Source organism: Calothrix sp. CBUCES-K 9914 (assembly GCF_059640475.1).
Window position 1 is genome coordinate 1 of the sequence record NZ_JBXXZH010000268.1, and the last position, 11,936, is coordinate 11,936.

The following is an 11,936-nucleotide window of genomic DNA, read 5'->3' on the forward strand; positions in this document are numbered from 1 at the left end:
CGCAATTAAGACAAACAGTGAGGGCTTGTACCCATCACTGTTTGGGTGCCACCAACCTGCGGTATGGTGGGGGCTTGTATCCCCCAAGGCAATTAATCAATGATTCTATCCCAATTCGCATTTTCAATTGCGTTCACGTAGTGACTCCGGAGGAGTAATTGCGACTTGCGAATTGCGAATTGTTAGGTCAAGATTTTAAAATCAGTGATTCTGTTGTGTGTTAAAAAGTTGTATACTTAGAATACGCTAAAAAATAGGCTTACACAATTAAGTAATCCAAGGAATATAAGACAATGGGTACTTTATTTAATCAATCAGAAAGAAACTGGTGTAAACAAGACTTACAAGATTTTTTAGAAGAGGCAGTATCGCTGTCTAAAAAGATGAAAGTACCACTTACGGAAGTTATTGCCGCAAAACACGCTATTGAATTAAAACGCCAGAACGATTTATATGTAAATAATGGTGATACTTTTGACGAACAAATGATGGGTTTTGGTGAATTATTTCGAGAACTTATTCAGGCAGTTAAAAGCCTAAAAACAGATGATGATTACTAAACTTAACAATTTTTATTTTGATGTTTTTTAAAAGATGAAAAGCAGGAGATATCCTCTCTAATATTGCGTTTGAAGCGGCGCCATGATACTTGAGGGCGCCATCAACAGCTTCAGTTAACCCAAAGTCAGAAATTATCCGCTTGGTTAATATACCCTCTGGTTTATTCACGAATAATGGCTTGGTTTCTAGCCATTGGCGCCCAAGTAGAACTTCTGTTAAATTCTTACCAACATGCACAGGGATATGGTGTTCTTGACCATCAAGCTTTATTGTTCCTGCATAAATATCAAAGAACGAACTACCTTGTGCTGTTGTCATGATTTTTCGGTCAAATTTTATCCAACCAAAACCATCTATGTCTTGGTCGTTTACAGCTAACCACCCGGAAAATCCACTGTCGAACATAGCTTCTATTTCTAGCCCACTACCATCCGATGCAATAAATTCTATTTCAAAGATTAAGGCATCCTCAACACCAAAAATACCGTTTATCATATCGTTCCGCAAGCACCTGTTTCGTTGACACGAAAAGTATGATACCTGCAATCAGGATATTTTTCATGCGCTCTTAAGGCGCCTTTAATTTCATCTTGGTCAAGAAAATACTCGCCGCTGTCGGGTTCAATGGTTATATACCAGTTGTAATGAGTTTTAATTAATTCTGGTTTGAGCCTTTCAAAAATAGGTAGCGCGCGCTGATATAAAGCTTCTCTTATAGCTTGGCGTTGTTCTTTTTGTTCTTCAGTCCACTGTATCTCTGGGAATATTCTCCCTAGAGGGACGGTACGGGTTGGTTTGGTTCCAGTCATGACCTTATTACTCCGAAGTGTAATATCTATATATTAGAGCTTACAAACATCATCTAATAAATGTGATATCGGTGGTATCGCGCGGAAAGTAGCGCGACAATACGCAACAAGTATACAAATAAATTACTTCGAGTGCGGTTAAACTAATTACAACTGGCGCCTGATAAATTCCCATGTTACAAACTATCAAGCGTAGTCTATATAAGCATTTGGACTACGTGCGTATAATTATTCTCATGGTCAATATCTGAGTAATCTGCTATAAAATATACAGCTAATATGTATCATCCTCTTACTGAATGCCACAGCCAACATCGCCTAATTTTGAATTTATCGCGCAGCATGATCAACAGCTAGCGCAGTTAGGCGCCTTGGCTGAGAGATACTTTGCGGACGACCCTAACACTTGTTTATTGAAGCTGCGGCAATATGGTGAATACCTGTTACAGGTAGTTGCTGCAAGGGTGCGGATGCCTGATGTTGAGTGTGAGAGACAAATTGATCTGATGCGGCGCCTGCGGGATAGGGGTGTATTAAAGTCCAAAGTTTACGATTTGTTTGATGAGTTACGACGCGCGGGCAACGATGCAAACCATGCGTTTGGTGGTAATCAGCGTGTAGCATTAAGTAATCTTAAACACGCTCGGTCGTTGGGTATTTGGTATTACCGGGTTGTTACGAAGGATGCTGAGTTTCATCCCGGCGCCTTCGTTCCACCACCTGACCCTAAGCTGGAAAATAAGACTTTACTCGAAGAATTAGCAACGCTACGTAGTGAATATTCGGCAACTCGTACAGCGGCAGAGTTGGCACAAATACGGTTACAACAGGAAGCACAATTAAGGATATCCGCAGAAGAATTAGCGCGCGGTTTATCTGCAAGTACTGATGTACAGATAGCATCTTTGAAAGCAGCGGCACAAAATGAGTCTACACAAGTTATTCAAGAAACAATAGAAAGAGCGCAGGTTGCAGGGGATAATATTGACCTGGATGAGCGGGAAACTCGGCGCCTTATTGATGTGCAGTTACGACAAGCTGGATGGGAGGCAGATTCGGAGAATATCACCTACGGTAAGGGTGTTCGTCCGACTAAGGGTAAAAATTTGGCTATTGCTGAAGTTCCTACAAGTGATGGTCGTGCTGACTATATATTATGTGTGGGTTTAATTGTTGTGGCAACCGTTGAAGCTAAACGGCAAAGTACTGATGTATATGGCGCCGTTGATCAAGCAAAGCGTTATAGTCGCGGTTATATAGTTAGAGGTAATGAGACTTTACCAGGTGGTCCTTGGGGTGAGTATATAGTGCCGTTTGTGTTCGCTACAAATGGGCGCCCGTTTTTGAGACAGTTGGAAACAAAGAGCGGTATATGGTTTTGTGATGTACGCAAACCATCAAATCTTCGTCGTTCCCTGACAACATGGTATTCACCGCAAGGTTTACAAGATTTGTTGGCTGTTGATACCGAAACTGCACATCAAAAGTTACAGCAAGAAGGTTTTAATTATAATTTGACGCTGCGTGACTACCAAATTAAGGCTATACAAAGGGTAGAAGCTGCATTGTCAGATGGTGCCAGACAAATATTAATTGCAATGGCTACCGGGACGGGTAAAACTAAAACTACCATTGCCCTTGTATATAGACTTCTGAAAACAAAACGTTTCCGTCGTGTTTTATTCTTAGTTGACCGCACTGCATTAGGAGAGCAAGCATCAAACGCTTTTAAAGAAACTCGCATAGAGAACTTACAAACGTTTGCCGATATATTTGATTTGAAAGATTTGGATGACGTGGCGCCTGACAGAGATACAAAGGTACACATATCCACAGTTCAAGGATTTGTTAAACGGATTCTTTATCCTAGTGATGACACTTCCATACCTACGGCTGACCAATATGATTGTATAGTAGTTGACGAGTGTCACAGAGGGTATTTACTGGATAGAGAACTTAGCGACAGCGAGTTAACGTTTAGAGACTTTAATGACTATGTATCAAAATACCGGAGAGTGTTAGACCATTTTGATGCTGTCAAAATTGGTTTAACTGCTACACCCGCACTCCACACCACACAAATATTTGGTACACCTGTATATATATATAGCTACAGAGAAGCAGTTTTAGAAGGTTGGTTAATTGATTATGAACCACCATACAAAATTACTACTGCACTTTCAGAAGATGGTATTGTTTGGCAAGCTGGTCAGGAGGTGGAATATTTTGACCCCATTACAGGTAATATTGATTTGGTTCATGCACCCGATGAGGTCAGAATTGAGGTAGAAAGTTTTAATAGAAGGGTTGTGACTGAAGAATTTAACCGGGTGGTGTGTGAATATTTGGCTCTTAATATCGACCCGTTACAACCAGAGAAAACGTTAATATTCTGTGTCACCGACTCCCACGCGGATATTGTAGTTAATTTACTCAAGCGCGCGCTCCAAAATCAATATGGTAGCGTTGAAGATGATGCCGTTATTAAAATAACAGGCGCCGCAGATAAACCATTACAATTAATTAGACGCTTCAAAAACGAACAAAATCCCAAAATAGCCGTTACAGTAGATTTACTCACCACCGGGATAGATGTTCCAGCTATATGTAATTTAGTCTTTATACGTCGTGTTAATTCTCGGATATTGTACGAACAAATGTTAGGAAGGGCTACACGACGATGTGATGATATAGGTAAAGAAGTATTTAGAATATACGACGCAGTAAATTTGTACGATGCATTGAAAGATGTTTCTACAATGAAACCTGTTGCGGTAAGACCGAATATTACTTTTACTCAGTTGGTGGAAGAGATTATTACAGTAGAAGATACTAATACTGTTGTTGACCAGCTTATTGCTAAATTGCGGCGCTCTCTTAATTCTAACCTCACCCCCGACCCCTCTCCTGCGAGGAGAGGGGAGAAAGAGAGGTCAAAGGTTGGTGAAGAAGGTGTAATATATCAAACTGGTAATGATGATATAAAAAGACGATTAGAAATATCGTCGGGAATGCCATTTGATGAATTAATAAATTACTGGCGCCAGTCTGAACCACAACAATTAAAAGAATGGTTTAATAAGCGTCAAGGAATAGCTCAAATATTAGATGCCAAAGATGGAGGTAGAAAACCTGTACTTATATCTCGACATGCTGATGAACTGAGACGGGTTGAAAGAGGTTATGGTGGCGCCCAAAAACCAGAAGATTATCTAGATAGCTTTACAGCATTCCTGCGGGATAACCTTAATAAAATACCAGCTTTGATAGTAGTTACTCAACGTCCACGCGAACTTACCAGGGCACAACTCAAAGAACTACGCTTATTATTAGATACATCTGGTTACACCGAGCGTAACTTACAAGTAGCTTGGCGAGAAGCAACAAACGAGGATATAGCAGCAAGTATTATTGGTTTTATTCGCAAAGCTGCTATTGGTGATGCTTTAGTACCCTATGAGGAACGGGTGGATAAGGCGATGAGGAAGATTATGGGGATGCAAAGCTGGGCGCCTCCCCAGCGTAAATGGTTAGAGAGGATAGGTAAACAGTTGAAGGTTGAAACTATTGTTGATAGGGAATCACTTGACCAAGGAGAGTTTAAAAGTCAAGGTGGTGGTTTTCAAAGGTTGAATAAGACGTTTAATGGGCAGTTGGAGAATATATTGGTGCAGATAAATGATGAGTTATGGAAAGATGTGGGATAGGGTGATGATATATATTTGCACTTGCTTAATTCAAAGCTAGTTTTGTAGACATTTAGGACTTACGCATTGGCAGGTTGAATGTACCAGATGAACATTCTTTTAATTTATCTGCCATTGCTCAATCTCGCTTTTAGTCATCTGCATCTGAAGCCAAGATGACAATAGTTTCACGTGAATTTGGTAGCGTGTTTCTTCTTCTAATTCTTGTCGAGTTACCAAGCCAACAGACTCTAGCCAAAGGAGAGCATTTAGACACTGGTCTTCTGTAAAGTTGTTAACACTAAGATAACTCAAGATATCACTATCTGTAATTCCAGATTTCAACTCGGTAATATTAGTTGTATCTAAACCACTATTTGGTATTGAATCGTTTGTAGGTTTTTCGTTACAAGCAAGGAGTCGAAGTATAACTATCGCAGATTCAAAATTGCGCTTTGTCAAATCACCCCAAATACTTTGTCCTATATAGTCATTTAAAATTCCTGGGTATTTAAATGGTTTTTCTAAATATTTTTTGGACAATAAGCTAGGAATTCTCCCATCTTTTTCTCCAGAAATTTGAGTACAAAGTAGATTAGCAAGTTGTCGAGAAATAAATGGATGACCACCACTTTTGCAATGAATCTTTATTAACGTTTCATCATCAAATTGCTTTCCCATTAACTTACCAATGCCATCGAGCATTGCTTTTGTGTCTTCAAATGAAAATGGCGAAACAAACTCTTCTTTGAAAAAGTTAAATACTGGATTAGTTGCTACTCCTGGTTGTACCCAATGGTTAATTCGATTACAGTCAGGATGTACATCGGCAACAAGAAGCCCAAGTGTGCGTTTTTCCTGGCTTAGTGCCCTTAATGCTCCAAAAACAGCATTAAACTCTTCTACTTTCTCACGGGGGTCTGTTGAAAATGGAAAAATTCTTTCCACTTCATCTAAAAGGCAAATTATCGGTAGTTCATGTTTTTTATTCTGAAGATTTTGTGCTATATCATTTACTAAATCGGTAAATTTTGCAGCCACATTAGCAGCAGGAATATCTTGATTAAAGGGTTGAAAATTTTGACTACCTGCAATTTTATGGAGTTGTTGAAGAATTTGATTGAAGATTTCTACTCCATAGTAAAGTTTGCCACCATAGGGTTGAAGGTCGATATGAACAACTGGATGTGGCTTAAGTGCAAAACTTAACTGAAGAAGCAATGATGTCTTACCTGATTTGCGAAGTCCAAATAATCCAATTCCTTGTCTTTTCTTCAGGTCTGCTTCTAAGCGATTCAATATCTTCTCTCTACCAAAGAAGGAAAGCGCATCACCGATAGCGTTGCGATCATCAAACAGGTCATTGCCCAAATAGCGATTTACATAACTAGCTAGCAATCCAGGGCAAGTATCGCTATCCAACAATGCTTGCTCTACCGCTACAAGCGGTATGGGAATTAGAACAAAATGTTCACTCATCCTCGCTTCAGCCATACGTAAACGAAAAAGAGCATCAGGTAATTCATTATACAAAAGAATGCCAAGGTAATCTTGGCGCTTGTCGTTTAGCTGTTTAGCATACTCTAATGCTTGAACTACATCTTTACCCGTTGGCTGATTGCTTACTACTATTACTGGGATAGGAGCATATGTATTGAGACTGCCTTTAATAGATGTAACTTGCAAGCTACTTTTATCCAAAAAATTAGTCGAAGCTCCAGCTTGCTTCAGAAATTTCTCTGCTATTACCATTAATTGGCTTACTTCCAGCTGCTCTGCCTTAGACTTTAAAACTGGCAGCAACTCTTGTGAAAGATTTTCCATTTCAATGGCAACCATGCCTTCAGCAAAAGCTCGTTGAAATACATCTTGATCGCTGGAAATTTTGTAACCCAGTCCATCATAAAAACCTTGAGCAAATGCAATCGCTGCGTTGTCTTCAATTGACTGATTCATAGCAATTGCATAATTAATATATTTGCTAATTGCTACGGCAGGTTTTTCTGAATAACAAGCGTTAAGCAGTACACATTTAACATAATCAGCGTGCAACTTAAATAGTGATGCTAAAGCTTCAGGTGGCACAGGTTTATTATTTCCCCCATCATCCTCTAGCATCAAAATGCCATCTTGTAAACCGTGTCCGCAAAAGTGAACAATTTGGGGTTGTTCTGCTGCAATAGCACGGCGGATATCTTGAGGACGTAGAGCAGTTCTAATGCGAATTTCAAATAAATCCGGATTTGTAGCTCGTCGTATAGCTTCTTCAATTTCTCGAATTTTGAGACTCAAACGTAACCTGGGAGGAATTGCTACCAAAACTAATATTTTTTGCAATATTTTCTGCGGCCTAGTACTTGGCTTCAAAAACAAGCTATACGATGATTTAAGTATTTCCGGCTGATTTGCCAATAATTCTTCGGTAATACCTCGTAAGCTTCGGTTTCCAGGGTTCAAACTAATTGCTGCAGCAATTAGGTCTTGAATCCATCCTTGAGCTTCAGCCGTTTTTATTAAGTTAAAGACAACTTCTTGTAAATTGTCGCCTCCAGCGATTATGTCTAAATCTTTATCTAACTCATAAGATAACAATTGCTTAATTACTAACTTAGTAGGAAAAGCATTTACTAAAGCATTGTGTAGCTCTTTACGCTGTTGACCAGATAATTTCATATTTTTAATAAAAGTTAAATTTTTTAGCTATAGCAAGTGATAAAAGCTCATATCTGTATTAAGGCTTGAATAAACTGGATTTATATGGGTTTTATTGCAAAATCTTACTAAGAAGACCGCTATTGCAAAAAAACATCTAACTTGTGAAGATTCTAAAGGCTGCTTCACTTTTTCCCTAAACTATCCGTTTGCGGATGAGAGTCTGGTCAGTAAAGTTAATCGGTAAGCCCCTGCTTTTCCAGAATGGGGTTGGCATTTAACGAGAGAAGCTAACCTTATTTTGTTTCTTTTACATTTCTTTAAACAAGGTTCCTCCAAAAAACGTTCTTGCTATTATATCATAGTTTACAAGTAGTATTCTTTATTAACAAATAGTTAATCACTTTAGGTTGTCATCAATGATACTAAATCGTCCCTTTAGTAATTTTAAACTAGCGATTACAGAACCTTACCATTTTTTTGGACGTAGCGATTTAATCTCAGCAATAAAGCAGGCGCCTTTTCAAGTTCGTATCCTCCTTGGGGGACGACGTTTGGGAAAAACCAGTGCTTTAAATGCTGTCAAATGGAGCTTTTTAGATTCTCGCGATGGTAAACCATTACGAGCATTTCCAGTCCTCTTAGACTTACAAAAAGAGCAGCCTAAGAGCCTAGATAATTTTCGCTATTTACTAATTTCCAAATTAACCAAAGCAATCATAGAGAAAAAAGAAGGAATGGAATCAGATAATTACCAAAACAATTGGCTTAGAAAAATTTCGGAAGTAGAAATTAGTTTTGAAAAAATTAAAATTTTGGGAGCTGAAATCAAGTTGGGAAGCAAATTGAATGTCGAAGAAGGCAACTTGAGTCATGAGAAATTTAGAAAGCGTTTACTACAAAGCATCAGCGAAATCCGAGAGCTAAATTTTGAGGGAGTTTGCTTTCTTTTGGATAGCTCTGAATTTATTGTGCGCCAAGATTGGGCTAATGACGCTTGGAGTTATCTCCGAGGTTTGAAAGATACCGATATTGCTCTCAACCCTTTTTTGGGCTTTTTATTATCTGGCTATCGTGACCTCAAGGATTATCAGCAGCGCGTTGGCTCCCCTTTACTTAATATTGCTGAAGTACAATGGTTAAGTTTATTGACTGAATCAGAAACGCGATCGCTCATTGATTGTCGGTGTGAATGCGAAGAGTCGCCAGTGCAACTTAATGAGCAAGAAGTAAATGCAGTTATAGAGTGGGCAGGGTGTCATCCTTATCTAACTCAACAGATGCTCAACATTATTTTTGATAATCGTTGCCAAGATACACCTCGGTCTCAGGAGACTTTAATCCGTTCTCTAATTAGGCAGCACGACAAAGATTTTTCTGCTTTATGGGACGGAACAAAACGGAGTTATGGTTTTGGTGAAAATGAGCAAACAGTTTATCTGGCACTGGTTGATAAAAAGCAGGGAACAGCTGAGACTTTAGCACAGCAGACTCAACTGGCTTTGGGAACAGTGGAAGATGCCCTTGAAGTGCTTGCAGGAACGGGTGTGGTTCGGCAGTTAGATCAAGAGCGGTATGCGTTAGGTGCAAAGCTTTTTGAGCAGTGGGTTGCACAGGAGAGAAGTAGTTGAGGTAATCTCTGTATTCTTTTCAGGAGGTAAGAACTAAACGTTTATAACAAGCTATAAGTAGTTTAATAGACAGGTTGTCAGGGTTGTCAGAATGCTTATATAGCAGTACTTTCAGGTTGTCAGTTAAGCTTGTCAGATTTCAAATTGGTTGTCAGTATTTAAATTAATTATTCTTTACACATATCTAAATGTTATGTGTGTGCATCTTTGCCGTATTCTTGAATCAAGAGGTATTAAAGGTTACGGTACTGACTCGTATATTACCAACATACGTAAGTTTTTAAGTCGGTGCCTGGTTACGTTTAATTGGGTTGAGCGTGAAGGTATTTTACCATTTGAGGATGGTGTGGCTGATATTGCTACTGGTAAGTTTGAAAATCATTCACCGGGTAATAAGTTGACATGGTGTTTACCCCGTTGCTATCAAATACCAGTAGTTTCAGATTGGGATAATATTCGTAGTTGGTTGCATGAAGCGACTCAAGGTGATACACAATCATTGTCAATATTACTGACATTTGCAGCTGCGGTAATTCGTGGACGTTCCGATTTACAAATATTCCTTTATTTATTGGGTAGTGGTGGCGCCGTTTATCAAGCTAGTAAATCTGTATAATTCTCATACTTTTACTAGCTGGGAGAAAACACATATTTGGTGTAGCAAAAATAACTTAAAAAGCCATTACCTCAGTTACTGTTGAATTTTATTGAATTTTCAGCACTCTAAACCTCTCGCACTACATAATCAAACAGGTGTAGTGAGTGTAAGAGATGATTCCATTTGACGATAACGGTTATCTACCACCGGGTATACATTTGATAGAATGGGAGGAGTTCGACGAACAATTTAATTATAATTTTACTCGGCAGCGTCTCTTTGACGGTTTGGAGCTAGCAATGACACATCTACAAGCAGCAGGTTGTAGAATAATCTATATAGATGGTAGTTTTGTCAGCAGTAAACCAAAACCGGGAGACTTTGATGCTTGTTGGGAGGAAAACGGAGTTAACATGAACGAGTTAAAATTACTAGCTCCGACTTTATATAACTTTAGCTTGCAGCGTGCCGAGCAGAAAATTAGATATAAAGGTGAAATTTTTCCAGCGAACTATCCAGCAAACGAATCTGCCACACCATATATAGATTTTTTTCAATATGATACAAGAACAAACATCCTTAAAGGCATTATAGCCATAGATTTAATAAGGTGGGCGCCATCATGATAAAAGACGAACAGCAATATAATATCACCAAAGAGTGGCTACAAAAATTTGAACAATCTGTAGCTGGAATTGATAATGATGAGAATTTAAAAGCAGACCCGTTAAGATGGCAGCTATATAGAGACGCATATTCAAGCCAAGTTGACGAATTTAAAGCAGAAATTGCCGAATATGAAAGACTAGCTAATTGTGATAAAACCCAACCTATAAAAATTCAAATTGAAAACTTCAACAAATTACCAGATGTATTAATAAAAGCTCGTATAGCAGCAAAAATGACCCAGAAAGAACTAGCTGATATCTTAGGCATTTCCGAAGAACGAATCAAAGAATGCGAAGATAAAGATTATCAATGCGCCACCTTTCTAGAAATCTTAGATATCAGCGAAGCATTAGGCGTACAATTTAAAAATGCCTCAGTACAAGTTGACTTTGAAGAAATAGAAGAATTTCAAAAAGTCGCCGACAAATGGCGTAAAAAGCAACAAGCAAAGCAAAACAGTAAAACCACAACTCTATTAAACGAAAGTCAGTTTCGGTAAGACCCACACGTTGAAGAGCAAGAGGAGTTTTTCGTGAATATAGAACAAAAAGTCTTAGAAGCAAGTGCAGTAACAATTACTAAATCTTTATTGTCAGATTTAGAAGAACTATCAAGACATGCAGGAGAACCATGCTCTGCTGCCTTTGCTGATAGTATACTGCGTAAGATGCGCTCTATGGTTGATAAATGTAAAGGCGACCCATACACGGAAGTCGCATTAGCATTACATGATGCATTAGCTCATCAAAATCGTTGGATTGATTATACTAAGGAGCAGTATCAAGGTGCTTATAATTTATTTTTATCTTTAGTTAATCAAAAAGCAATCGATAATACAGTGGTTGAAAATTCAATCATCGCTTTAGAAGATTTAGGTTTTAATACCCTACCTTTTAGCGTTAATTTTGACGACAACTCTCAAGACGAAGACGAATTATAAAGGTTATGGAGGGTAAATCAATCGAAACCAGGCAAGAAAAAGAACATTTTTTAGATACATCAGTTGTACGTTCGTTACTGCTTGCTACACCAATCTATCAAAAATATTTAAATTCTCTTCTTAACAATCAGAAGCTCTATATTTCTAACTATGTTCAAATGGAAATAAAGCGTAGTTATTTAATGAATTTAATCTCTTTTTATTTTATTTTACGTTTAGATGCTATTAATACTATAGGAGAAGCGATTAGTTTATGGAGTAATAGGTTCAAGGGAAGTGAGTTAAAAGCTGTTTTACAGTTTATTCCTCAATTATTTGGAGACTATCCAATACTGCTCGGTTAAGGGAAATAGAGGTAAAAAAGTACTAAACATAGTTCGCGTTTATAAA

At 38.3% G+C, this 11,936-nt stretch carries 11 protein-coding genes; 8 read left to right on the forward strand and 3 right to left on the reverse strand.

The annotated features are described in order from the left end of the window. Window positions 1-293: 293 nt before the first annotated feature. Window positions 294-560 (forward strand): hypothetical protein, encoded by a 267-nt coding sequence (locus AC2JBO_RS37015; protein WP_496958625.1) that lies wholly within the window; start codon window positions 294-296, stop codon window positions 558-560. Here the strand turns inward: AC2JBO_RS37015 and AC2JBO_RS37020 are convergent. Together AC2JBO_RS37020 and AC2JBO_RS37025 are read right to left on the reverse strand one after the other, a co-directional pair. Continuing rightward, on the reverse strand, window positions 529-1,056 hold the full coding sequence (locus AC2JBO_RS37020; RefSeq protein WP_496958626.1) for a hypothetical protein: 528 nt from the start codon (window positions 1,054-1,056) through the stop codon (window positions 529-531). The two genes, AC2JBO_RS37015 and AC2JBO_RS37020, sit on opposite strands and share 32 nt — an antisense overlap. After that, window positions 1,053-1,370 carry a hypothetical protein gene (locus AC2JBO_RS37025; RefSeq protein ID WP_496958627.1) on the reverse strand — a complete coding sequence of 106 codons (318 nt, stop codon included), beginning with the start codon at window positions 1,368-1,370 and terminating at the stop codon, window positions 1,053-1,055. The genes AC2JBO_RS37020 and AC2JBO_RS37025 overlap by 4 nt, the downstream gene beginning before the upstream one ends. 299 nt (window positions 1,371-1,669) lie before the next feature. Here AC2JBO_RS37025 and hsdR point away from each other — a divergent pair, with 299 nt between their 5' ends. Further along, window positions 1,670-5,077 carry a type I restriction-modification system endonuclease gene (hsdR, locus tag AC2JBO_RS37030; RefSeq protein ID WP_496958628.1) on the forward strand — a complete coding sequence of 1,136 codons (3,408 nt, stop codon included), beginning with the start codon at window positions 1,670-1,672 and terminating at the stop codon, window positions 5,075-5,077. A gap of 99 nt (window positions 5,078-5,176) precedes the next feature. On the opposite strand, the gene AC2JBO_RS37035 is transcribed toward hsdR, so the two are convergent. Further along, window positions 5,177-7,729: an effector-associated domain EAD1-containing protein gene (locus AC2JBO_RS37035; protein ID WP_496958629.1), complete on the reverse strand. Its 2,553-nt coding sequence runs from the start codon at window positions 7,727-7,729 to the stop codon at window positions 5,177-5,179. A 398-nt stretch (window positions 7,730-8,127) separates the two neighbouring features. Between AC2JBO_RS37035 and AC2JBO_RS37040 the strand changes: the two genes are divergently transcribed. The 6 genes from AC2JBO_RS37040 to AC2JBO_RS37065 all read left to right on the forward strand — a co-directional run bounded on the left by AC2JBO_RS37040 (window position 8,128) and on the right by AC2JBO_RS37065 (window position 11,890). Further along, window positions 8,128-9,339: a helix-turn-helix domain-containing protein gene (locus AC2JBO_RS37040; protein WP_496958630.1), complete on the forward strand. Its 1,212-nt coding sequence runs from the start codon at window positions 8,128-8,130 to the stop codon at window positions 9,337-9,339. Window positions 9,340-9,532: 193 nt separating this feature from the next. Next, window positions 9,533-9,955 carry a hypothetical protein gene (locus AC2JBO_RS37045; protein WP_496958631.1) on the forward strand — a complete coding sequence of 141 codons (423 nt, stop codon included), beginning with the start codon at window positions 9,533-9,535 and terminating at the stop codon, window positions 9,953-9,955. Between the two features lie 155 nt (window positions 9,956-10,110). Further along, window positions 10,111-10,563, forward strand: a complete 453-nt coding sequence (locus tag AC2JBO_RS37050; protein ID WP_496958632.1) for a DUF6932 family protein — start codon at window positions 10,111-10,113, stop codon at window positions 10,561-10,563. Continuing rightward, on the forward strand, window positions 10,560-11,105 hold the full coding sequence (locus AC2JBO_RS37055; RefSeq protein ID WP_496958633.1) for a helix-turn-helix domain-containing protein: 546 nt from the start codon (window positions 10,560-10,562) through the stop codon (window positions 11,103-11,105). Before AC2JBO_RS37050 ends, AC2JBO_RS37055 begins: the two co-directional genes overlap by 4 nt. Before the next feature lie 33 nt (window positions 11,106-11,138). Further along, window positions 11,139-11,546: a hypothetical protein gene (locus AC2JBO_RS37060; RefSeq protein ID WP_496958634.1), complete on the forward strand. Its 408-nt coding sequence runs from the start codon at window positions 11,139-11,141 to the stop codon at window positions 11,544-11,546. Window positions 11,547-11,551: 5 nt separating this feature from the next. After that, a complete protein-coding gene (locus tag AC2JBO_RS37065; protein WP_496958635.1) occupies window positions 11,552-11,890 on the forward strand; it encodes a hypothetical protein in 339 nt (112 codons plus the stop codon). The last annotated feature ends 46 nt before the right edge of the window (window positions 11,891-11,936 follow it).

What these genes read in the sequence shown, in the direction of transcription:
- AC2JBO_RS37015 (WP_496958625.1), top strand. Translation starts at nt 294, where the DNA reads ATGGGTACTTTATTTAATCAATCAGAAAGAAACTGGTGTAAACAAGAC.
- AC2JBO_RS37020 (WP_496958626.1), bottom strand. Translation starts at nt 1,056, where the DNA reads ATGATAAACGGTATTTTTGGTGTTGAGGATGCCTTAATCTTTGAAATA.
- AC2JBO_RS37025 (WP_496958627.1), bottom strand. Translation starts at nt 1,370, where the DNA reads ATGACTGGAACCAAACCAACCCGTACCGTCCCTCTAGGGAGAATATTC.
- hsdR (WP_496958628.1), top strand. Translation starts at nt 1,670, where the DNA reads ATGCCACAGCCAACATCGCCTAATTTTGAATTTATCGCGCAGCATGAT.
- AC2JBO_RS37035 (WP_496958629.1), bottom strand. Translation starts at nt 7,729, where the DNA reads ATGAAATTATCTGGTCAACAGCGTAAAGAGCTACACAATGCTTTAGTA.
- AC2JBO_RS37040 (WP_496958630.1), top strand. Translation starts at nt 8,128, where the DNA reads ATGATACTAAATCGTCCCTTTAGTAATTTTAAACTAGCGATTACAGAA.
- AC2JBO_RS37045 (WP_496958631.1), top strand. Translation starts at nt 9,533, where the DNA reads ATGTGTGTGCATCTTTGCCGTATTCTTGAATCAAGAGGTATTAAAGGT.
- AC2JBO_RS37050 (WP_496958632.1), top strand. Translation starts at nt 10,111, where the DNA reads ATGATTCCATTTGACGATAACGGTTATCTACCACCGGGTATACATTTG.
- AC2JBO_RS37055 (WP_496958633.1), top strand. Translation starts at nt 10,560, where the DNA reads ATGATAAAAGACGAACAGCAATATAATATCACCAAAGAGTGGCTACAA.
- AC2JBO_RS37065 (WP_496958635.1), top strand. Translation starts at nt 11,552, where the DNA reads ATGGAGGGTAAATCAATCGAAACCAGGCAAGAAAAAGAACATTTTTTA.